This is a genomic window from Streptomyces sp. G-G2, from assembly GCF_030063135.1.
GTDB lineage: Bacteria > Actinomycetota > Actinomycetes > Streptomycetales > Streptomycetaceae > Streptomyces.
This window is the reverse complement of sequence record NZ_JASISO010000031.1, coordinates 14,476-35,911: the sequence shown is the minus strand read 5'-3', so window position 1 is coordinate 35,911 and position 21,436 is coordinate 14,476. Positions and strand designations below refer to the sequence as shown.

Annotated in this window: 19 protein-coding genes and 4 pseudogenes; 4 read left to right on the top strand and 19 right to left on the bottom strand. The window is 68.8% G+C overall.

The window, feature by feature from the left end:
- Positions 1-195: 195 nt before the first annotated feature.
- Positions 196-582, top strand: a pseudogene (locus QMF80_RS23685) (peptidoglycan DD-metalloendopeptidase family protein); the annotation flags it as partial.
- A 142-nt stretch (positions 583-724) separates the two neighbouring features.
- Here the strand turns inward: QMF80_RS23685 and QMF80_RS23680 are convergent.
- The 4 genes and pseudogenes from QMF80_RS23680 to QMF80_RS23665 all read right to left on the bottom strand — a co-directional run.
- Positions 725-1,282 carry a TetR/AcrR family transcriptional regulator gene (locus QMF80_RS23680; RefSeq protein ID WP_283456567.1) on the bottom strand — a complete coding sequence of 186 codons (558 nt, stop codon included), beginning with the start codon at positions 1,280-1,282 and terminating at the stop codon, positions 725-727.
- A 52-nt stretch (positions 1,283-1,334) separates the two neighbouring features.
- Positions 1,335-2,168 (bottom strand): RNA polymerase sigma factor WhiG, encoded by an 834-nt coding sequence (whiG, locus tag QMF80_RS23675; protein WP_283456454.1) that lies wholly within the window; start codon positions 2,166-2,168, stop codon positions 1,335-1,337.
- A gap of 209 nt (positions 2,169-2,377) precedes the next feature.
- The gene (dprA, locus tag QMF80_RS23670) at positions 2,378-3,568 is read right to left on the bottom strand and encodes a DNA-processing protein DprA (protein WP_283456452.1); all 1,191 of its coding nucleotides are present in this window, start codon (positions 3,566-3,568) and stop codon (positions 2,378-2,380) included.
- Positions 3,565-4,209 (bottom strand): annotated as a pseudogene (locus QMF80_RS23665) (ATP-binding protein); the annotation flags it as partial. The gene dprA and the pseudogene QMF80_RS23665, both read right to left, overlap by 4 nt.
- A 125-nt stretch (positions 4,210-4,334) precedes the next feature.
- Here QMF80_RS23665 and QMF80_RS23660 point away from each other — a divergent pair.
- From QMF80_RS23660 to QMF80_RS23650, 3 genes are read left to right on the top strand one after another with little or no spacing between them, the layout of a single operon-like run.
- Positions 4,335-5,513 (top strand): tyrosine-type recombinase/integrase, encoded by a 1,179-nt coding sequence (locus QMF80_RS23660; RefSeq protein ID WP_283456450.1) that lies wholly within the window; start codon positions 4,335-4,337, stop codon positions 5,511-5,513.
- Complete coding sequence (locus QMF80_RS23655; protein ID WP_283456447.1) at positions 5,510-8,119, top strand: tyrosine-type recombinase/integrase; 2,610 nt, start codon at positions 5,510-5,512, stop codon at positions 8,117-8,119. Before QMF80_RS23660 ends, QMF80_RS23655 begins: the two co-directional genes overlap by 4 nt.
- A 38-nt stretch (positions 8,120-8,157) precedes the next feature.
- Positions 8,158-8,715 carry a DUF6262 family protein gene (locus QMF80_RS23650; protein ID WP_283456444.1) on the top strand — a complete coding sequence of 186 codons (558 nt, stop codon included), beginning with the start codon at positions 8,158-8,160 and terminating at the stop codon, positions 8,713-8,715.
- A gap of 129 nt (positions 8,716-8,844) precedes the next feature.
- On the opposite strand, the gene QMF80_RS23645 is transcribed toward QMF80_RS23650, so the two are convergent.
- From QMF80_RS23645 to rpsP, 15 genes and pseudogenes are all read right to left on the bottom strand, one after another.
- Entirely contained in the window at positions 8,845-10,863 is a 2,019-nt protein-coding gene (locus tag QMF80_RS23645) for a hypothetical protein (RefSeq protein ID WP_283456442.1), read from the bottom strand.
- A 595-nt stretch (positions 10,864-11,458) separates the two neighbouring features.
- Entirely contained in the window at positions 11,459-12,376 is a 918-nt protein-coding gene (locus tag QMF80_RS23640) for a hypothetical protein (protein WP_283456440.1), read from the bottom strand.
- Positions 12,377-12,599: 223 nt separating this feature from the next.
- A pseudogene (locus QMF80_RS23635) lies at positions 12,600-13,595 on the bottom strand (ATP-binding protein); the annotation flags it as partial.
- On the bottom strand, positions 13,595-13,996 hold the full coding sequence (locus QMF80_RS23630; RefSeq protein ID WP_283456565.1) for a YraN family protein: 402 nt from the start codon (positions 13,994-13,996) through the stop codon (positions 13,595-13,597). The gene QMF80_RS23630 and the pseudogene QMF80_RS23635, both read right to left, overlap by 1 nt.
- A 212-nt stretch (positions 13,997-14,208) precedes the next feature.
- Positions 14,209-14,517 carry a DUF2469 domain-containing protein gene (locus tag QMF80_RS23625; RefSeq protein ID WP_005311352.1) on the bottom strand — a complete coding sequence of 103 codons (309 nt, stop codon included), beginning with the start codon at positions 14,515-14,517 and terminating at the stop codon, positions 14,209-14,211.
- A gap of 55 nt (positions 14,518-14,572) precedes the next feature.
- Positions 14,573-15,064, bottom strand: a complete 492-nt coding sequence (locus QMF80_RS23620; protein WP_283456400.1) for an NUDIX hydrolase — start codon at positions 15,062-15,064, stop codon at positions 14,573-14,575.
- Positions 15,051-15,830, bottom strand: coding sequence for a signal peptidase I (gene lepB, locus QMF80_RS23615; protein ID WP_283456398.1), 780 nt, complete (start codon positions 15,828-15,830; stop codon positions 15,051-15,053). Before lepB (QMF80_RS23615) ends, QMF80_RS23620 begins: the two co-directional genes overlap by 14 nt.
- 45 nt (positions 15,831-15,875) lie before the next feature.
- Positions 15,876-16,748, bottom strand: coding sequence for a signal peptidase I (lepB, locus tag QMF80_RS23610; RefSeq protein ID WP_283456397.1), 873 nt, complete (start codon positions 16,746-16,748; stop codon positions 15,876-15,878).
- Positions 16,720-17,898, bottom strand: a pseudogene (gene lepB, locus QMF80_RS23605) (signal peptidase I); the annotation flags it as partial. The pseudogene lepB (QMF80_RS23605) and the gene lepB (QMF80_RS23610), both read right to left, overlap by 29 nt.
- A complete protein-coding gene (gene lepB / locus QMF80_RS23600; protein WP_283456395.1) occupies positions 17,891-18,628 on the bottom strand; it encodes a signal peptidase I in 738 nt (245 codons plus the stop codon). The pseudogene lepB (QMF80_RS23605) and the gene lepB (QMF80_RS23600), both read right to left, overlap by 8 nt.
- A gap of 46 nt (positions 18,629-18,674) precedes the next feature.
- Entirely contained in the window at positions 18,675-19,025 is a 351-nt protein-coding gene (gene rplS, locus QMF80_RS23595; protein ID WP_283456394.1) for a 50S ribosomal protein L19, read from the bottom strand.
- A gap of 132 nt (positions 19,026-19,157) precedes the next feature.
- A complete protein-coding gene (trmD, locus tag QMF80_RS23590) occupies positions 19,158-19,979 on the bottom strand; it encodes a tRNA (guanosine(37)-N1)-methyltransferase TrmD (protein ID WP_283456391.1) in 822 nt (273 codons plus the stop codon).
- A complete protein-coding gene (gene rimM / locus QMF80_RS23585) occupies positions 19,979-20,617 on the bottom strand; it encodes a ribosome maturation factor RimM (RefSeq protein WP_283456389.1) in 639 nt (212 codons plus the stop codon). Before rimM ends, trmD begins: the two co-directional genes overlap by 1 nt.
- A 90-nt stretch (positions 20,618-20,707) precedes the next feature.
- Positions 20,708-20,947, bottom strand: coding sequence for an RNA-binding protein (locus QMF80_RS23580; protein ID WP_283456387.1), 240 nt, complete (start codon positions 20,945-20,947; stop codon positions 20,708-20,710).
- 2 nt (positions 20,948-20,949) lie between these two features.
- On the bottom strand, positions 20,950-21,390 hold the full coding sequence (rpsP, locus tag QMF80_RS23575) for a 30S ribosomal protein S16 (RefSeq protein ID WP_283456385.1): 441 nt from the start codon (positions 21,388-21,390) through the stop codon (positions 20,950-20,952).
- Positions 21,391-21,436 lie beyond the last annotated feature (46 nt).

Here is a 21,436-nt window from a genome sequence, read left to right as displayed (position 1 = left end):
TGTCGAGGGGACCGAGAGGTGCTGTCACCTGGCCATGAGCGGCTGGTGCTGGGGCGTGCGAAGTCGACCCGGTGACCCGGATCGCCACAAGAAGTGTACGGGACCCGGCGGTGTGCCGGGTGACGCCGTTTTCCACAGTGCCCCGGCTGTCCACAGGCCCCCGCACGAGCGGCCCCCGCGCGGGAACGTGAGGGCATGAGAACCCTGATCCTGCTGGTCATGGCCCTGCTGGCAGCCCCCATGACGGCCCCCTCGGCGCTGCCGTCGCCCGCGCCCCGGGCCGGGCGCGGGGCGGTCCGCCCACTGCCCGCGCCCCTGGCCGTGGTGCGGTGGTGGGATCCGCCGCCCACCCCGTACGCGGCCGGCCACCGGGGCGTGGACCTGGCGGCCGCGGTGGGCGCGCAGGTCCGCGCGGTGGGTCCGGGGCAGGTGCACTACGCGGGTCAGGTGGCGGGGCGCGGGGTCCTCTCGCTCACCCTCCCGGGCGGGCTGCGCACGACCTACGAGCCGGTGCGCCCGCTCGTCGCGGAAGGTGACACGGTCAGCGCGGGCCAGCCGGTCGCGGTCCTGGAGGCCGGCGGGCACTGCGCCGTCCCGTGCCTGCACTGGGGGCTGCTGGCGGGCGGGACCTACCTGGATCCGCTGACCCTGCTGCCGCGCCCGAGCCCACGGCTCCTGCCCACCGCCCGGGGAGACGCCTCGGGCGGGCCCGTCGGGGCGGCGCTCAGCCCTGGACGCCCCGCAGGGCCATGGCGACGGCCGTCTCGGTCACCTCGGCCGGGTCCTCGCCCGAGCCCAGCTCGATCCGGCGCACGGCGGCGTCCACCACGCCCTGGAGCAGCATCGCGGCCATCCTCGGCCGCTCCTGCCCGAGGGCCGCCAGCGCTTCGACGATCATCGCGATCAGGCCTCCGTGGGCGGCGCGGATCTTCTCTCGCGCCCCGACGTCCAGCTCGCTGGCCGAGATCGCCACCACGGCCCGGTGCCGCCGGTCCCCCACCAGTCCCAGCTGGCTGCGGACGTACGCCTCGATCTTCGCCTCCGGAGTGGGGGCCCGCTCCATCGCGGCCTCGATCTCGGCGGCCCAGACGGGGAAGTCCACCGCGCACAGTTCCTCGACGACGGCCGCGCGGGAGCGGAAGTACTCGTAGACGGAGGACCGGGCGAGGCCCGTCCTCTCGGCGAGGGCGGGGAAGCTCAGCGCTTCGGTCCCGCCTTCGGACAGCAGGGAACGCGCGGCGTCCAGCAGGGCGCCTCGCTGCATCGTCCGGTGCTCGGCCACGGAGGCCGCTCGAATCCTGGGCACGCGACCACTCTACGGAGGTGCCGGGGACTCAGCGCCCGACATCCGCCAGCTTGGCCCGGAGCTGGAGGACCGACTTGGTGTGGATCTGGCTGACCCGGCTCTCGGTGACGCCCAGGACGTTGCCGATCTCGGCCAGGGTGAGGCCCTCGTAGTAGTAGAGGGTCACCACGGTCTTCTCCCGGTCCGGCAGGGTGTTGATGGCCCGGGCGAGCAGCCTGCGCAGCTCGCGGTCCTCGGCCACCTCGACCGGGTTGTCGGCGGCGGTGTCCTCCAGCGTGTCCATCAGCGAGAGGCGGTCACCCTCCCCGCCGACGTGCAGCAGTTCTTCCAGGGCGACCACGTTGGCCAGGGACAACTGGCTGAAGACCGCGTGGAGTTCCTCCAGCGCGACGCCCATCTCGTCGGCGACCTCACCCTCGGTCGGGGTGCGCCGGAGCTGGGCCTCCAGGGTGGCGTAGGCCCGCTCGACGGCCCGCGCCTTCTGCCGGACCGAGCGCGGGATCCAGTCCAGGGCGCGCAGTTCGTCGATCATCGCGCCGCGGATCCGGGTGATCGCGTACGTCTCGAACTTGATGGAGCGTTCGATGTCGAACTTCTCGATGGCGTCGATCAGTCCGAAGACTCCGGAGGAGACGAAATCGGCCTGCTCCACATTGGGCGGCAGGCCCACGCTGACGCGCCCGGCCACGTACTTCACGAGCGGCGAGTAGTGCAGGATCAGCTGTTCCCGCAGACGCTCGTCGCCCGATTCCTTGTACGAGCGCCAGAGCACGTCCAGGGACGAGGGCGCGGTGGTCCGCACGCCGCCACGGGCAGCGGGGGGCACCGCAGCGCGGTCAGACCCTGTGGTGTGCTGGGGCATGCTTCGCCTTTGCCGGAGCCGGAATCCTTGGGAGCGTAGCGTGACGAAAGTGTCGCGGTGCGCGAAGAGTACGGGATCGCGCGGGGCCATCGGGGCGTCCCGCCTCGCGCGGAAGGCCCGGGACCGGCGCCTCGCGCACGGTCCCGGCGACAGCCACCGGGAACACCGCGTCTCTCATCGGCTTCACTCTTTCACCGGAACGCCCCAGGTCAACGACCGCCTCGCCGGGCGCCACCGGTTTGAGTGGCTCCTCCCGTCGTGCGCACGGTCAACTGCCAGCCGTCGCCCTGCCGTTCGACGAACCCCAGAGAGTGAAGTTCGTACAGTCTGCCGATGACTTCATCGGTGCCGGTGCCCGTGGCACGTGCGATCCAGTCCGCCGGTACGGACCGCCCGGCCGGGAGTGCGTCGAGCACCAGGGCGGTCTCAGGGTGCAGCAGGTCCCGGGCGAACACCGGGCCGCGCCGCTCGGGAGCCAGCTCGCCCATTTCGCCGACGAGTTCGACCACCTCGTCGGCGTCGGTCACCAGCACCCCTTCCCCGCGCAGCAGTTCGTGCACTCCGGCCGAGAGCCCGCTGGTGGCGGGCCCCGGGACGCCCATCGTGAACCGGCCGAGCCGCTGCGCCCCCCGGGCGGTGACCAGCGAGCCGCTGCGGTGGGCGGCCTCGACCACCACGGTCCCCCGGGTCAGCGCCGCGATGACCCGGTTGCGCAGCACGAACCGGCTGGGGGTGGGATGGCTGCCGGGCGGCAGCTCTCCGATCACCAGGCCCTGCCCGGCGATCCGGCCGAGCAGCCCGGCATGCCCCCGGGGGTAGCCGACGTCCACCCCGCAGGCCAGCACCGCCGCCGTGGCGCCGCCCGCGGCGAGGGCCCCGCGATGGGCCGCGCCGTCGATCCCGTACGCCGCCCCGGACACCACGACCCAGCCCCGCTCGGCGAGTCCGGCCGCCAGGCTCTGCGCCATGTGGGCGCCGTACGGGGTGCAGGCACGGGCGCCGACCACCGCGACCGACCGCAGGGCCCAGGTCCGCAGGTCCGGGCCGCCCCGCAGCCAGAGCCCGACCGGGCGGGCGTCGCCCAGGTCGTCGAGCTGGGTCGGCCACTGCGCGGAGCCCGGGCAGACGAACCGTCCGCCCACCCCGGCCACCGCGGCCAGGTCCCGCTCCGGGTCCGCCTCCCGCGCCCGTCGGCGGTATCCGTCGAGCCGCCGCTCGCTCGTCCCGGCCGGTGGTGGCGGACCGGTGCCGGGCGCGGTCAGCTCCCGCAGCACGGCGACGGCCCCCCGCTCCCTCAGCCAGCGCCCGCCCAGCTCGTCCCCGGGCTCCAGCACCCGGGTGAGCGCGGCCCGCGCCCACAGCTCCTCCCTCCCCGGCGGGGCCGCTTCCGGCGGGCTCATGACCGGCGCCCCTGCCCGAACGGCACCCCGCGGGCGATGCCGGTGCGCAGTTCCAGGGCGACCGCCACGTCCCGGGCGTCGGGGCGGTCCCTGGCGGCCAGGTCGGCCACCGTCCAGGCGACCCGCAGCACCCGGTCCAGGCCGCGCGCGGTGAGCAGCCCCCGCTCCAGGTCCCGCTCGGCCTGCTCCAGGGCGCCGGGGGCGGACTGCCAGCGGGTGCGCAGCTCGTGCCCCGGCACCTCGGCGTTGATCCGCCAGGGGGTCCCGGTGAACCGCTCCGCCGCCCGCGCCCTGGCCTCGGCCACCCGCCCGGCCACGACCCCGCTGTCCTCGCCCCGGCCGTCCGGCGCCAGGAGGTCGGACCGGCTGACCGGCTCCACCTCGACCCGCAGGTCCACCCGGTCCAGCAGGGGCCCGGAGAGCCGCCCCTGGTAGCGCCGGACGACCGAGGGCGGACATTCGCAGCCCGCGCCGTGCAGGTTGTGCCGACCGCACGGGCAGGGATTGGCGGCGAGGACCATCAGGAACCGGGCCGGGAGCCGCATCACCCCGGCGGCCCTCGCGATCACCACTTGGCCGGACTCCAGCGGCTGGCGCAGCGCGTCCAGCACCCGCCCGCTGAACTCGGGCGCCTCGTCCAGTTTTCCGGCCTATGAGAGTGCTGTTCGTGATGTCCGTAGAGGGGTGTGACCTGGGACATCGCGACCTCGTTTGCCGACCGGCGTCGTGATGTTCGCGATGTCAGAACAGTCGGCATGGAGGACACGTGGCACAGAGACTGGCGATGGGTCAGCTCAGAGTGCAGAAGGTGCGGCACCGGGACGGGAGCCGTTCGTACACCATCTTCGACTCGATGAGCGGGCTGCATCCGGCGGCGGAGCGGTACCTCGCGCCGTACGCGGGCAGGGGCTCGGACCGGACGTATGCGTATCTGCTCGTCGATCACCTGCGGTGGCTCGAGTATGAGGGGCTGACGCCCGAGGCCGTGGGCTTCCGGGATCTCCAGCGGTACATGAAGGCGGTCGGGGCGAAGGTCTCGATGCCGTACGGATCGCCGTGGCGGGTGGGCAAGCGCCCGTATCAGAACGACGCTCTGCGGGGTGCCGCGGCCTGTCTGAAGGGCTTCTACCTGCGGCAGGCCGAGCTGGGCATCAACACGGTGGTCGCCGAGGCTCTGGACCTGGAACGCCTGCCGACGCAGCGCGACAAGGACCGTGCTCTGCTGGGCCACCTCACGCGGAGCATGGACGCGAACCCGCTCGCGCCGAAGGAGCTGCGGCGTCGGCACAAGAAGATGCTGCCGGACGGAGCCCGCGAGGTCCTGCTCGAGGAGGTGAACTCGGCCCGCGACCGGATGACCGTGGAGTGGCTGAGCGACGGCGGCCTGCGCATCGGCGAGTTCTGCGGTCTTCACCTCGCTGACCTGCACCTGCGGGAAAACGCCGCCTGCGGCGAGTGCCGCACTCCGCACGCGCACGTCTGCCACCGCGAGGGCCTGGTCACTGATGCCCGCGCGAAGACGAAGTGGCCCTGGGAGTTCGAGGGCGGGGTGGTACGGGGCGGGCTGATCAAGCGGGTCAGCCCGGCGATGATCCACTCCTACTTCGACTACATGATGGGCGAGTACCCGCGCGGCGCCGCCCACGGCATGCTGCTGGTTCAGCAGCACGGGCCCGACAAGGGTCTGCCTTGGGCACCGGAAGGCGCCCGCAAGATGCTCAAGCGCGCCGGCTTCCGCGCCGGTCTGGGACTGATCCGCCCGCACATGTTCCGCCATACCTGGGCGAACGCCGTGCTGGACGCCGCGGAGGGCAACCTGGTCATCGTCCGTGACGCCGGCGGCTGGGCCTCGACCCAGACGGTCGATGAGATCTACGCGCACGTCGATGTCAACGACCCCGCCTTCAACGTGGCCCTGATGACGGCGTGGGGTGAGATGCAGTGAGTGACACTCTGCTGCCGCTGCACACCATCGTTGATCCCGCCCGGCGCCGGGAGACTCGCGACCGCCTGGAGGTGCTGACCGCCCTGCTCGGCGGCCCGCACGTTGAGCCGATCTTCCGCGAGGCACTGATCCACGTTCCCGCGGACCACCCGGTCTTCGGATGGCTCTGCCGGGTGGACGACTGCCACCACTCCCGCACCAACGCCCGCGATCTGTGCCACCCCCACAAGATGGAGTGGGAACGCGGCCGCCAGGCCAATCCGCAGTGGACGCGCCGCGAGTTCCTGCGCGAGGCGAAGCCCGCCAAGTTCTACGACCGCATGGGCGAGCCCCCGGTCTGCCGGATCTGCCTGGTCCGTCCGGCCCGCCACCACGGGCTCGAGCTGTGTCTGGCCCACCGGGGTCGTTGGAAGAAGGCTGAGGCCGCGGAGTCCGCTCTCGTCTTCGAGGACTGGCTCGCGACACAGACCGAGCCGTTCCACGGCTACGGCGACTGCGTCGTCGCCTCCTGCCAGTCCCTGGCCAGCAGCCCTCTCGGACTCTGCTGGGTCCACGAGACCCGCTACGAGGCGGAGGGCCGCCCCGGTCACGCCATGAGGCCGCCGAAATGGTTCAACCGCTACGAGATGGTCGGCCGTCCCGTCCCGATTCTCTACGGGGACAAGGCCGCGTTCCTGCGTTGGTGCAACACCACGCACCCCGTCTCGCGGGCCGGAACGATCAATCTCCAGGGGCTGCCGGCGCTGGTGAGAGCCGAGTTCCAGTGGGCGTTGTTCGCTCATACCCAGCGGGGCGCCCACACCTACTGGCCGACCTGGTGGATCCAGCAGTTGGTGAACCTGGTCCGCGAACGCCGCGTCGGCTCGCTGACCGAGCTCGCCGAGGAACGCAGTCAGCTGGACTCCCGAAAGCGGTTCATCCTGCACGAGGCCCTGACCGAGCTGCGGATCATCTACTTCACGATGCAGGAGACGAAGGAGGCCGGCTACATCGAGACCGAGCACTTCGGAGTCAAGTTCCCCCAGCGTCACAGCAACTGGGACCTCACCGATGTCCCTCAGCGATGGCTGCGTGACCTGCTCTGGGAACACCTCGCCGACCGGCTCCGATCTCCGAAGGGCCCACGCAGCACCGGCCCCCTGGACAACGACCGGCGGGCCTGCGTCGAGCTGGGCGCCTTCCTGGAGATCACGGCCCCCCAGGGCGGGCACGATCCGCAGCTGCTGGAGGCGGATCACATGGAGCGGTTCGTCGCCGACTACAACCGGCGGATCCGCGAGAACCTGCCGGCCCTGGGCGTCCGCGGCCACAAGGGGAAGCCGAGCATGGTCACCGAGAACACCGGCCGGTTCATCTTTAACCACGCCCGGGCACTCTTGCGGCGGGCCCTGGACACCGGACGGGCAGAGGAGATCGGTCTGTCGCGGAAGTTCGTCGTCGCACTGCCAGGCGGCCGAACCCCCACCCTCAAGGCCCGGCGCCCGTTTCCAGACCCGGTCGCCCGGGCCCTGGCCGACCAGTCGAACCTCCAGATGCTGGCCGATCGCTACGACCCGAACAACCACGGCCTCCGCGACGCCTGGGAAACCCTGGTGTTCACCGGCCGCCGCGCGAATGAGGTGCTGCAGCTGAGGGTGGACTGCCTCGCAATCCACCGAAAAGTTCCGTTCCTCTGGCACGACCAGACCAAGGTCGGCAATCTCGACGAGGCGATCCGGATCCCGGAGACGATCTACCTGCGGCTGCAGAAACGCCAGCAGATCACTCTCGAGCGGTTCGAGGACCGTCACGGCCGGCCACCCACCTCGAAGGAACGAGCGGAACTGGCCCTGTTTCCTTCTCGCAGCCGCAACCCGAAGGGCGCGATCTCGATTTCGTACACCTTCTTCCACACCGGCTTCAACAGCTGGCTCGAAGACCTCGACATCGGCGCCTGGGTCCCCCACCAGGCACGTCACACGCTGGCCACCAACCTCCTCAAGCACGGCGCCGGCCTGCACCACATCAAGAAATACCTCGGCCAGGTCTCCCAGAAAATGGCCGAACACTACGCGAAGGTCGCCTCTTCGGAACTCGACCAGGTCTTGGAACGGGTCTGGGTCGGCGGCCCCGGCTCGGCCAACCCGGGCAAGCTCCTCGTCTCCCCGGCCGACGGCATGACGAAGGCCGAAGCCGAGGCTATGGCCATGGACCTGGCCCGCCGCAGCACACCGGCCGAGGGCGGCTTCTGCACCTTCCAGCCCGTGGTCCGCGGGGACGCCTGCCCCTGGAACATGGACTGCCACAACTGCGACAAGTTCGTCATGTCTGGCGCCGACCTCCTCTACTGGCGCCGCAAGGCCGAGCAGTGGCGGACCTTGGCCGAGGGCGCCCGGGACGATGCCACCGCCGACTACCTGCACGCCTACTTCGAGCCCACCGCCCGCGCGATCGACGGCCTGGAGAAGGCCCTGGCCGCCCTCGGCCTGCTCGAGGACGCACTCGCGCTGGACCTGCGACGCCCCCAGGACTACTTCCATCGGCTCTGGAGCCTCGCCTTCAGGGCCAGCGACCTCGCCGACGCCCACGACGAAGACCTCAGCGACTTGACGGAGATGACCGAATGACCTCCCCCACCGTTCCAGCGGCCCGAACCTCCCGAGCCTTGGAGGCCCGGCGACAGAAGACGGCGGGCGGGCTGGCCAGGATCAAGGACACCCTGGACCAGATGATCAAGACCCGATCCGTCATCACGATGGCCGCGGTCGCGCGGACCGCGGACGTCTCGCGCACGTTCCTCTACGAGCACGCCGACGCCCGGGCTCTGGTCGACGAGGCTATGAACCAGGCCGCCGGCAGGCGGGTCCAGGACCGCCAGACCGTCCAGGACGAACTCGAAGCGTCCTGGCGCGAGCGGGCCCTGAACACCGAGGCCGCCCTCAAGAGCGCTCACGCCGAGATCCTCGCCCAGCGCGAGCAGATCGCCGAGCTGATCGGGCAGGTTCGGGACCTGCGAAGTGAATGGTCCCAAGAGGACATCACCCGGATCATCACGGACAACGGCAACCTGAAGAAGCGAGTCCGCGAGCTGGCTGCCGAGGGCAAGTGCCTGACCGGGAAACTGTCCGCCGCCCGCGACAACGTCCGTTTCGCCGACAAGCGGATCGCTGACCTCGAAGTCCAGCTAACCGAGCGAACCGTGTCATCCTCAAACAGGCCGTAGGCGGACGTCGGTAGGGCACGCCATACGCCCGACCTCTTCAATTCCTGTCCCTGTGCGAAGCGTTGACCCTATCCTTTAACGTCCGTTCTGCGGGGTTAAAGGATAGGCACGACTTTCGCGGCAGCGGCCTCAGCCCGTCGCTGGGGCAAGCAAGTGAGATCCAGTAGCGGGTAGCATCGCGACCTGAACATTGTGGAGGACTTCTTCCAGATCTCGCCGATCCTCGCTAGTAGCGTAGATCACCTGACATCCACTGGCCGCTGCCCTCTCCAGCCGCTTAACAAAGGCAGCAAGGCTTCTACGGTCGGTCTCTTGCTGGCGAGGCTCGTCGAGCATAAGTAGCCTAGCGTGCCGATTCCGGGGTGAGGAGATAGCTGCCTCGAATAGGGACAGGTAATATGCCCACTTCGTTCGGATCATGTCTGAGGCACTGATTCCCATCGACAGGTCGAACGTGAGCTCCACTCCATCGTTTACTGGGATGAGGGCTGATTTATCGATCGACAAGTCGGAGGGTGGAACGCTGCGGAGGCCATAATCCTGAACCTGAGCTTGGAAGCTTGAATTCATCCTGGAAACGATCTGCTGATCGGTGCGACTAAGCGTTCCATCGCGCAGATCAGCCAATCTGTCGCGGACGTCTTGCCAACGAAGCGCCAATTCATCGAAGTACTCATCAGCCTCGTCGGCCAAGTCGAGCAAGCGTTGCGCTCTTTCAATAGAGGAGGCGAGGAGGATTTGCTGCTGGACTTGTGCACGGCTGGGCACCGCCGAAGGACCAGCAAGCTCGTCTCGGAGTGCTCTAGCTTGCCGCATGGCCCCGTGCAATGCAGCCTGGAGAGAACTTCGGTTTCGTTCGAGGCTTGCTCTGCGCCGTTCAGCGCTCTGAGTCGCCGCACGAACCGTTTCTCTTTCCGCTTCGATCTCTGCGATGGTTTGGTCAAGATCGGCTGCGATTCCCGTTGCCGTTTCCCTCCCATCGAGCAGCTGTCCGCAAGTGGGGCAAACATCGTTCGACACCGACGCAATCCCCAATGTGCTGCCTAGGCCGCGGAGCTTCCGGAGGTCCGCGAGGCGATTTCGCTCAATATCGAGACTTGCCGAGCGAGTGGCAAGCGCATCAGAGTCCGTACGCGAGAGATTTAGCTGTTCATTAATAAGCCGGATACGCCCGCCTACTTCACGCACCGAGGTCTCCGCTGCCGACAGCTCTTCCCGGGCCTGGTGTGTGTGTTCACCCGCCGGCTCGATGCCATCTTGTTCCAGATCGGCCAAGCGCTGGCGCCAGACACCAATCTGACGCTCCAGCGGAACCCAAGACTCTTCCTCCATCACCTCGATCACACAGTGTTGCCGACGAGCAGGCGTGACTGGGTTTTCTTGATGCAGGAAGACGCGGCAGTTCAGACTCTTTGCCGCTTCGCCGAGGCGATCGCTGGCGGATTGCCACCGCTTCTTGACGTCATCTTCCTCGCTCTTCACCGCAGCCAAAGCGGTAAGTCGCTCCAAGGCTGACAACCCAAGGACGTACTCAACGGAGCGTCTCAACACATCGCGGATACCCAGATATGTAGGCATCCGAGGTGCAACTCCCGACCACCCAGACTTCTGCTCGACGTAGAAGAGTGGAAAGAGGGCCTCGAGATATAGTGAAACTTCAGAAGCGTTGAACCCCGGGACGGTCGGAAGATCCCAGCCCAAAAACTCGGCCAGCTCTCTATGAAACCCAAGCTCTCGGAAGGCAGCCCCAGGTTGCCGAACGAACATGTCGACGCGGCTTACCCCATCGAGCTCGGCCCGGCTGCCAGCCTTCCACGTCATGACTAGCGATGCGTCGATGCCATCACCACGCACGAACCGCTTGCATCGCATATGAGCACCTTGCTCATTTGCGATGGTTAGGGACACCCAGGATTCACGTACCGGCGAACGGGTTCCGTCGGGAAGATCTGCGACCGTCAGGAGCGCGGGGCCGAACGGAGGCTTCCTGCTCGAGGAAAACATTCCTTCAAGCCCCAGGGCGTAAACGATCCCCTGCAACAAGGTGGACTTACCGAAACTGTTCGGGGCGGCAATCACGTTCAGGCCAGGCGAGAGGTTCGTCTCATATCGAAGAAGACCACGGTCGGTCCTAGACGAGATTTCCACACTTACAAGTCGAATCCGCACGCTTAAGCCCCCGCTTCCCCGCGACTAGCCGCCTTAATAACTCCCAGCCTATCCCACATACCTGAGGTGGAGATTGGTCTAAGGGGAGCAAGAAAGCGCTTCTCTTCCTCCAGAAGTTCCATATCTGCGTGAAGCAGGCTCAGATATCTCTTTCCGAGCAGAGTAAGACCGTATCGAACTTTCCCTTTTTGTTCGACGAGCCCTTCCGAGCGCGCAATCTTGAGGGCGTCATCAAGTGGCGGGAAGAATTTTCGGAGCGGAGTTTTTTGCGGGTCACTGCTCTGCCACGTGGACAGAAACATCTCGGTGCTCGCGCGATCACTTATGGCCCACAGAAGACAGTTCAGCTGTTCTACGGTGGCAGAGCTTCCTCTGCAACTGCCGAGAATTAGCACGAGAGCAGTTACCCGCCATCCTGCTGTGCTCGTCGTGGGAACAGGCAACGGGACACGACGCAGCTCGATGGGAGCGAGGGGATTGCGGTTCGGAAACTCTTTGAGCGCGACTAAGTCCGCCGGCGGCTTTTCCTGATTAATTGACTCAAGAGGGATGCTGTCGGGAAGAGTCGACCACATTATGCCGCTCTCCTAAAGCGCAGTGGGCAGCGAATTAGCCAACTTGAGACCGCATGCCAAGCGATCTCCTCACAAAGTACATTAGATAGACCTGGCGCGTCATTCTTGAGGCCGTCCGCCAATCTGCGTACCAGGGTCTCGATCACTTCAGTGCCGGGCTTTTCCATCGCGGAAACAGTCATCGTCAAGGTGTTAAGGACAGACTTAAGTCTGCGCTCTACCGCCGCATAAAGCGGTGGGTACTCCACCTTGAGACGCTCCATCTGAGCTTGGCCTCGAAAATAGACCCTAAGCATCCCGTCGCGGTAGTCGGTAAGCCATTCTGGATCAGATGCGAGGGAAGGCACGACGGAGAGTTTGGTGGAGACTCGGTCAGCTATCTCGTTACCCTCGCCAGCGCTCCATAGCGTTTCATCCGGATCTGGGACATCAAGATGCAGTTCCGTCTCTACCTGCCCGACGAGCCGAGCACGCTCGGGAGCGAACTCCTCATCAGTGATAACCAACACCTTGAAATCATCAGCCAGCCACTTCGGGCGCGGAAGGATGGCTGACACGTCTTTCTTCTTTTTCTGCGCATGCTCAACCAGCGAGCGGCTGTCGAACTCAGGAGTCATTAGGACCCAAGTATGCAAGCGCACGTCGCCAAGGAGGCGACAGGTGCCTTCGACGTCGTCACAAAGACGCTTGATGTCTTTTGTGATCTTGCGTTTCTGGGAAGTTGTCTGTGATTCCAGACTGTAAGCGTCTTCCGGGACATAACATTGATAGCCAACCCCGTCGAAGCGGAAAGCCTCCAAGCCGCCGTCTCCGCCATCGCGAGCGGGAATGAACTGGATGTTCGAGTCGTAGCGCATCGACAGGAGGCGCCGGCAGTACACCTCCCATTCGCCCCCACTCCACTGCTCTCTGATCACGTGGGCACTCTAACTGCGCAACGCTCGCCACATCCATGGGTTGGCCACAGCGAGTACCAGCTCGTGAGCTTTAAGTAGGCCATGAATCGAACGCCTGAACTAAGCTTCATGAAGTGGTGTTCGCTCTACTCCGTGCGGGTGACCCAACCGCCGCGTGCCTCAACGTCGCGGACATGTCCGGTACGTTCGACTGCAGGTCAACACCCCTACGCGGCCTGGCTCAGCCGGAAAACTTCTTGAAGAGCACCCCGCGGTGGGCCAGCGAAACCGCCCCGGGCCGGGGCAGGCCGTTGCCGCCGCCCACCAGGGACTGCATGGTCGCCGAGTGGTGCGGGGCGCAGTAGGGCGCGGTGGTGATCAGGGGTTCGCCCGGCGGCAGGATGCCCGCGACCGAGTGGACGGCGGTGACCTCCAGGGAATCCCGCCGGGTGAGCGGCGGCATGATCCCGGGCAGCCGCTCGGCCAGCATGGTCTTGCCCGCGCCCGGTGGCCCGGTCAGGAAGAGGTGGTGCCCGCCCGCGGCGGCCACCTCCAAGGCCCGTCGGGCTCCGTGCTGTCCCGCCACGTCCGCGAGGTCGGGCAGCCCGGACGCCCCGTACCCCCCGCTCGCCAGCCCCGTCCCGAGTCCGGCCCCCGGCACCACCAGTCCGGCGGTCATGGCGTCGGGGCGCCCGAAGGCGTCCGGCGGCCCCTCGTCCGGCACCTCACCGTCCGTCAGCACCGCGATCAGCTGCCGCAGGCTCCGCACCCCCAGCACGGACACCTCGGGCACCAGCGCCGCTTCGGCCGCGCTCTGCTGGGCCACCACCACCCGCCGGTACCCCGCTTCGGCGGCGGCGAGCACGGCGGGCAGGATCCCCCGCACGGGCCGGACCCGCCCGTCGAGCCCGAGTTCGCCGATGAGCAGCAGGTCCGCGATCACCGCCGGGTCCACCCGCTCCGCGGCCCCCAGGACGGCGACGGCCACGGCGAGGTCGAACCCCGAGCCGGATTTCGGTACGGAGGCCGGGCTGAGCCCGACCGTGAGCTTCTTCTGCGGCCATTCGGCGCCGGAGTTGACCAGGGCGGCCCGCACCCGGTCCCGGCTCTCCACCAGCGTCTTGTCGGGGAGCCCGACCAGGGTGAAGGCGGCGACCCCCGGCTCCAGGTCGGCCTGGACCTCGACCACCACGCCCTCGACGCCGACGAGCGCCACCGAACAGGTTCGCGCGAACCCCATCAGGCCGCCCCCCTGACGTGTTCCACCACGGGCGCTCCGCGCCGGGGCACCACCACCGCGACCAGGTCGATGCGGACCCCGCCCGCGGGCGGTCCCCCGTGGTCGGCGAGCCAGCGCCCGGCGAGCCGCCGCAGCCGGTCGGTCTTGCCGGGCCGTACCGCGGCCATCGGATGCTCGAACATCGGGCTGCCGCCGCGCGCGGCCCGGCGGGTCTTCACCTCGCAGACCACCAGGGCGTCCCCGTCCCGGGCGACGATGTCGATCTCACCGGCCCGGCAGCGCCAGTTCCGCGCGATCACGCTCATGCCGGCCTCGGTCAGCCGCCGGGCGGCCAGCTCCTCGCCGTACCGCCCGAGCGCCTGCCGTGCCGCCGTGCGTCCCGGGGACGCGCCGCCCGCCACCGCGGGCCCCACGTGCGCACGTCCTGACACCGCACGTCCTGACACCGCACGTCCTGCCGGCGTCGGCCGAGCCGACGCCTCCCCCTGTGCCACGCCCTTCGCGTCCATCCGGCACCACCTCCGGTACCGACGGTCCCGCGTCCGCGTCCCCCTTGTGGATCTTGGTGGACAACCGGGGCGTTGTGGACAACTCACTCACCCATGAGGGTGAGTCAACTGCCCGGGAGCTCCAAGTCGCTCTTGTTCAGCTCCTCGATGTTCACGTCCTTGAACGTCAGCACCCTTACCTGCTTCACGAATCGGGCCGGTCGGTACATGTCCCAGACCCAGGCGTCCGCCATCGAGACCTCGAAGAAGACCTCGCCCTGGACCGAATGCACCTGCATCTCGTAGTCGTTGGTCAGATAGAAACGACGTTCGGTCTCGATCACGTACTTGAACAGCCCGACGACGTCGCGGTACTCCCGATAGAGCTTCAGCTCCATCTCGGTCTCGTACTTCTCGAGGTCCTCGGCGCTCATGGCATGTTCCCCTTCAGCCGTGCGTCCCCCTATTGTGCGCCAGGCCCGTCCGCCCCTAAACGATTTCCGGGGCCAGGATCACCGGCGCACCCGGCGGACCCTCGACGAGCAGCGTGCGCAGCAGCTCGGCGAGTCTGGTCGGGTACACCGTCTCATGGGCCGCAAGCAGTTCCTCGGAGGTCCACCACCTGGCGCCGGTGACGCTGCGCCGCTCCAGCTCGGTGAAACCGTCCGTGGCGACCTCGGTGCGCTCGGTCCGCGCCAGGAAGTACCACTCGTCCTGCTCCCAGCGGCGCCCGTCGAAGGAGAAGGCGCAGTGCCGCTGCCAGAGCACCGGCCCCAGCTCGACCTCGGTGATCCCGGTCTCCTCGGCCAGCTCCCGCAGCGCGGCCCGTTCCCGGGTCTCGGCGCCCTCCAGGCCGCCGCCGGGGGTGAACCACCAGCTCCGGGCCGGATCGTCCGGTTCGAAGCCGTGCAGCAGCAGGATCCGGTCCGCCGGGTCCAGCAGGACCACCCGCGACACCGCGCGGACCTCAGCCCCGGGCACCGGCGCGCTCCCGTCGCCGCCCCGAGCGCCCGAGGAGCCTCGCCAGCGGCCCGTAGGCGGCCCCGAGGACCACCAGCGCCGCCCCGGCCGCCACCGCGGCCACCTGGAGGCGCAGCGGCCCGGGGCTGGAGATCCCGCCCGGCAGCGCCGCGTACGCCGTCGGCCGCGCCAGCATCGAGGCGTCCGGCCACGCCCGGGCGTCCACCCGTGCGCTCACCGCGGACCGCGGGACCATGCCCTGACCGGCCTCCTGGAGATGGGCGCGGGAGTCCAGGGAGATCGCACGCCGGTCGCCCAGCAGGAAGAGCTTGCCCTCCGGCACGGTCACCTCGAAGGCGATGTCCGAGGCCTTGCCCGAGCCCGCCCCGGGCTGCGGGGAGGCCGGGTCGGCGAGGTAGGGCTCGACCAGTTCCTTGCCGTTGAGGATTAGTCGCCCCGCGGCGTCGCAGCAGCGCACGGTGTCGCCCCCGACCCCGACGACCCGCTTGACCATCGGCGAGTCGCTCCACACGGAGTCCATGAAGATCACCACGTCCCCGCGACGCACTTCGGAGCCGTCGATGCGCTGCGCGAGCACCCGGTCCCCGGCCCGCACCGTCGGAACCATCGACTCGGTCGGCACGGTGTACGGCTGGTACACCAACGCGCCCCAGACGAAACCGCCCAGGAAGAGGGCAAAACCGATGGCCACGGCGATCCCCGACAAAACATTGCCGAGCCCGCCGCGGCCATCTCTGCCACGTATCGAACCTTGTGAACCGCCCATTCCAGCGCCCCCAGCACCTCGGAGATCGTCGACCTGGGCGGCACCCTACCCGGCGGTAGGCCCGTTGGTCAGCTTCCGCCTGCGCCACAGCACGATCGGCACCGCCGCCGCGAGTCCCAGTCCGGCCGGGGCGGCCGCGCCGAGCGCCGTCGCCGCGGGCTTCTTGTTGATGCCCGGCTGGTCGAAGGTGTCCGGCACCGGCAGGGTGTCCCAGCGGGTGACCGGCCAGGCGACGACCACGGCGCGCCCGACGACCTGGTCGACCGGGACGAAGCCCCGGGTCGGGTCCTCCTGGTGGTAACGGGAGTCCTGCGAGTTCTGCCGGTGGTCGCCCATCACCCAGATCTTGCCCTTGGGCACGGTGAGCGGGCCGAACGGCTTGTCGTCGCAGGGCGTGTTGCCCGGGAAGATGTACGGCTCGTCGAGCGACTTGCCGTTGACGACGACCGGGCCGCCCTTCTTGCACTCCACGGTGTCCCCGCCGACCGCGATGGTCCGCTTGATCAGGTCCTTCTCCTCGGCCGAGGGCATCAGGCCGATGAAGCTGAGCACCTTCTGAGCGACATTCGGCTCCGGAGTGGGCTCGCCGTCCAGCCAGTTCGCCGGGTCGTGGAAGACCACGACCTCACCGCGCTCCGGCTCCGAACCGAACCAGGGCGTCAGCTTGTCCACGAGGACCCGGTCGCCCTTCTGCAGCGTGTTCTGCATGGACTCGGACGGGATCGAGAACGCCTGGACCAGGAAGGTCTTGATCAGCAGGGCCAGCACCAGGGCGATGCCGATGAGGAGCGGCAGCTCCTTCCAGAAGGAGCGGTGCGCGGGCGGGGCGCCCTCGTCGTCGTGGGTCTCGTTCTCGACGGCTGCCTCCGGCCGCTGCTCCTCGGGCTCATCGCGTCCGGATCGCGCTCCTACCGCCACGTCCCCCACATCCACTCCTCACTCCGATGTGCCGCCCGCGCCGAACCGGCGGGGGCCCTCCCCTCCCTTAACGAGCGGGAGTTCCCTAAGTTAGGCGCGGGAGACCTAGGACACACTATGCGAACGGAGCCCCCCGTCACCGACCACGTCGGCCGCGACGCCCGCGCCCGTCCCCGGCGCCCCGGCGGCCCCGACGCTCCTGGTCCGGTACGGACAGGAACGTGGCGGGCTGGTCGAAACCGCTCCAGTGCCCGTACGGCCAGGCGATCACGATGGCGCGTCCCACCACACCGCTCTCGGCGATCGTGCCGTTGAAGGCCTCGTCGAGGTGGTAGCGGGAGTCGGCGGAGTTCGCCCGGTGGTCACCGAGCACGAAGAGCCGCCCCCGCGGGACCTTCACCTCGAACAGGAGCTCGGAGGGGGAGTTGCCGGGACTCACGTACGGCTCGTCGAGCGGTGCGCCGTTGACGGTGACCCGGCCCCGGGCGTCACAGCACTTGACGGTGTCCCCGCCGACCCCGATGACCCGCTTGATCAGGTCCTGTTCGTCGGCCGAGGGCAGCAGCCCGATGAAGGTCAGGCCCTGCTTGATCTGCTTGACGACCACCGGGTCCGGCGCGGCCCTGGCCGCCTCGCCGCGCAGCCAGCCGCCGGGGTCCTTGAAGACCACGACGTCACCGCGCTCCACCTTGGCGCCGAACCAGGGCGTCAGTTTGTCCACGAGGACGCGGTCCCCGACCCGGATCGTCTGCTCCATCGAGCCCGACGGAATGTAGAAGGCCTGGACGAGGAAGGTCTTGAGCACCAGGGCGATGCACAGCGCCACCACGACCAGCAGCGGCAGCTCGCCCGCCCGGCGCGTGCGCCTGCGCCGCCTGACCTTGCGGGCCAGCCTGCGGCGCTCGGCCCGGCCGCCGAGTACGGCCAGATCCGGATCCGGCACGGCCGCCTCCACCGGCTGGACGCCACGGTCCGGGACCGGCCCCCGCACCGCCTCGCCGTCGGGCCCCCCGTCCGGCCCGCCGTCCCGCGCACCGCGCGCCCCGGCACCGAGCGGCCCGTTCCGGGACGGATCGCCGCCGTGCGGACCGTGGCCGTGCGGGCCGTCGCCGTACTGATCTTCGCCGCGCCCCCGCCCGTGGCTACCCATGCCCGCCGCCCAAGGAGTTCCAGCGCGAGAGCGGCCAGCCGATCCAGTCGGCCCGCCCGATCACCTTGTCCACCGGCACCATCCCGCCGCCCGGCTCCCCGAGGTGCTCCCGGGAGTCCCGGGACTGGGAGCGGTGGTCACCCATGACCCACAGGGTGCCCAGCGGTACGACGATCCGGAAGGGCACCTTGGACGCCGTGTCACCGGGGTAGAGGTAGGGCTCCTCGACGGGCTTCCCGTTGACCGCCAGCCGTCCGCCCGGGTCGCAGCACACCACGTCGTCCCCGCCGACGCCCACGACCCGCTTCACGAAATCGGTGTCGGAGGGTTCGGCCAGCCCGAGGGCCGACGCCGCCCCGTGCAGGGCCTCGCCGATGGGGTTCCCGTCGTCACCGGGGCGTTCCGGTACGAAGGAGCCCGTGCCGTCGAAGACGACCAGGTCCCCGCGCTTCGGCCCGCCCGACCGGTACGCCAGCTTGTTGACCAGCACCCGGTCCCCGACCGCCAGGGTCGGTTCCATCGACCGGCTCGGGATCAGGAAGGGCTGGAGCACGAAATTGCTGAGCAGCAGCAGGAAGACCGTACAGATGACGCCGAGCACCCCGGCCCGGCGCCAGGTGAACCAGCCGGGGCGGCTGAACCGGGTCCCGGAGAACGCGAAACGCGACCGCCCCTCCCCCTCACCGGGGGAAGAGTGGCCGCGTTCGTTGTGAGATGCCTCGGTGTCCATATCGGGGGCGAGCCTATCCGGCCGCCTCCGGACTCCGAAGAGGACCTCAGCGGTCGCGCTTCTCCTTGATCTTCGCGGCCTTGCCGCGGAGCTCACGGAGGAAGTACAGCTTGGCGCGACGCACGTCACCGCGGGTGACGAGCTCGATCTTCTCGAAGATCGGCGAGTGCACCGGGAAGGTGCGCTCCACGCCGACGCTGAAGGAGACCTTGCGGACCGTGAAGGTCTCGCTGACGCCAGAACCCTGGCGACGGATGACTACGCCCTTGAACTGCTGGATACGCGAGCGGCTGCCCTCGATCACGCGGACGTGAACGTTGACGGTGTCACCCGGGCGGAAGGCCGGGAGGTCCGAACGCATGGTGCCGGCGGTGACGGCATCGAGCACGTGAGACATGTTCTTCGTCTGCTTTCTTCGCACGACGCCACAGGCCGCCGAGCGGGTTTCCGGAGAGAATTCGGGTGCTGTCTGCGCCGACGTGCGACGGTCCCCCTGTGGCAGGGGCGCGCGCGGGCGTACAGCAGCCGCCTATTCTTCCACGGCTTCGGGCCTGCGCCAAAATCGGCCGTCGGGGGCCGGTGACCAGCCGAGGACCGAGAGGACCTCGCGGTCCTTCTTGTCGAAACCGGTCGCCTCGCAACGCTCGATCAGGTCGGGCCTGTTGAGGGCGGTACGGCGGAAGGCCTCGTCCCGGCGCCAGCGGGCGATCTTCCCGTGGTGCCCGCTGAGCAGCACGTCGGGGATGCCGCGTCCGCGCCACTCCGGGGGCTTGGTGTAGACGGGCCCCTCCAGCAGATTCGCCATGTCGCCGGGGGCGAAGGAGTCGTCGCGGTGGGATTCGGCGTTGCCGAGGACCCCGGGGAGCAGTCGCGCCACGGCCTCGGTGATCACCAGGACCGCCGCCTCGCCGCCCGCGAGGACGTAGTCACCGATGGAGACCTCGTAGACCGGCATCCGGGTCGCGTACTCGTCCGTCACCCGGCGGTCGATGCCCTCGTACCGGGCCGGGGTGAAGATCAGCCAGGGCCGCGCGGCCAGCTCGACGGCGAGTTCCTGGGTGAACGGGCGCCCGCTCGGCGTGGGCACGACCATGACCGGGCCGTGCGCCCCGGCGTCGTAGCCGTCGGCGAGGGCGCTGTCCAGGGCCTCGCCCCAGGGATCGGTCTTCATCACCATGCCGGGGCCGCCGCCGTACGGGGTGTCGTCGACCGTGTTGTGCCGGTCGTACGTCCATTCCCGCAGGTCATGCACGTGCACGTCGAGCTGGCCGCGGGCCCGCGCCTTGCCGACGAGGGAGACGTCCAGGGGGTCGAGGTACTCCGGGAAGATCGTGACGACGTCCAGCCGCATCAGGCATCGCCCTTGGCGGAGCGGTCGGTCCCGTCGCCGTCAACGGCGGAGTCGCCGGCCTCATCCCCGTCGGCCCCATCGCCGTCGGCGGCGGTGTCGTCACCGTCGCGCGCGGACGCGATCTCCGCGCGGTCGTCGATCAGCCCCGGCGGCGGGTCGATGACCACGCGCTGCTCCGCCAGGTCGATCTCCACGACGATCTCCTCGACGAAGGGGATCATCACCTCGGTGCCGTCCGGCCGCTCGACGATGAACAGATCCTGCGAGGGCAGGTGGGAGATCTCGGTGATCCGGCCGACCTCCGTGCCGTCGGTGAGGACCACGTCCAGGTCCATCAGCTGGTGGTCGTAGAACTCCTCCGGGTCCTCCGGAACCGCCTCGGGGTCCACGTCGGCGATCAGCAGGACGTTGCGCAGCGCCTCGGCCGCGGTGCGGTCCTTGCATCCCGCGAAGCGCAGCAGCAGCCTGCCGCTGTGCACCCGGCCGGCCTCGATCGTCAGCGGACCCGCCGACGCCGGTTCGGTCCGCAGGACGGCGCCGGTACCGAGCCGCAGCTCCGGCTCGTCGGTGCGGACCTCGACGGTGACCTCACCCTTGATTCCATGGGCGCGGCCGATCCGCGCGACTACGAGCTGCACGCTGTGTCTCTCCTGTTCAGACGACGACGGGCCGGGAAGGGCACAGATGCCCTCCCCGGCCCGTGCCGGTGTTTCATTCCTGCAATGGACTCAGCGGACCTGGTCCACGTCGACGAGGTCGACCCGGATCCCACGGCCGCCGATGGCGCCCACGACGGTTCGCAGGGCACGTGCGGTGCGACCGTTGCGGCCGATCACCTTACCGAGGTCATCGGGGTGGACCCGGACCTCGAGCACCTGCCCACGACGCAGGGTGCGCGAGGCGACCTGCACGTCGTCGGGATTGTCCACAATGCCCTTCACGAGGTGCTCAAGAGCCTCCTCGAGCATGATCAGGCCTCGGTCGACTCGGCGGTGGCCTCAGCCTCGTCCGCCTTCTTGTCGGCCTTCTTCGCCTTCTGCGTAATGGCCTCGCCCTTGGTCTCGCCGATGCCCTCGAGGGCCTTGGCGAACTCGTCGAAGGTGCGACGCTTGCTTTCCTTGGTCTCCGGCTGCAGCAGCGGCGCGGGGGCCGGGAGGCCCTTGTGCGCCTGCCAGTCACCGGTGAGCTTCAGGATCGCGAGCACGGCCTCGGTCGGCTGGGCGCCGACGGAGAGCCAGTACTGCGCACGCTCGGCGTCGACCTCGATGCGCGAGGGGTTGTACGTGGGGTGGTACAGACCGATTTCCTCGATCGCACGACCATCGCGGCGGGTGCGCGAGTCGGCGACGACGATGCGGTAGTGCGGCTGGCGAATCTTGCCGAGGCGCTTGAGCTTGATCTTGACTGCCACTGGAGTGGTGTCTCCTGAACTTGACGTGGTTGGGCACATGAGATGC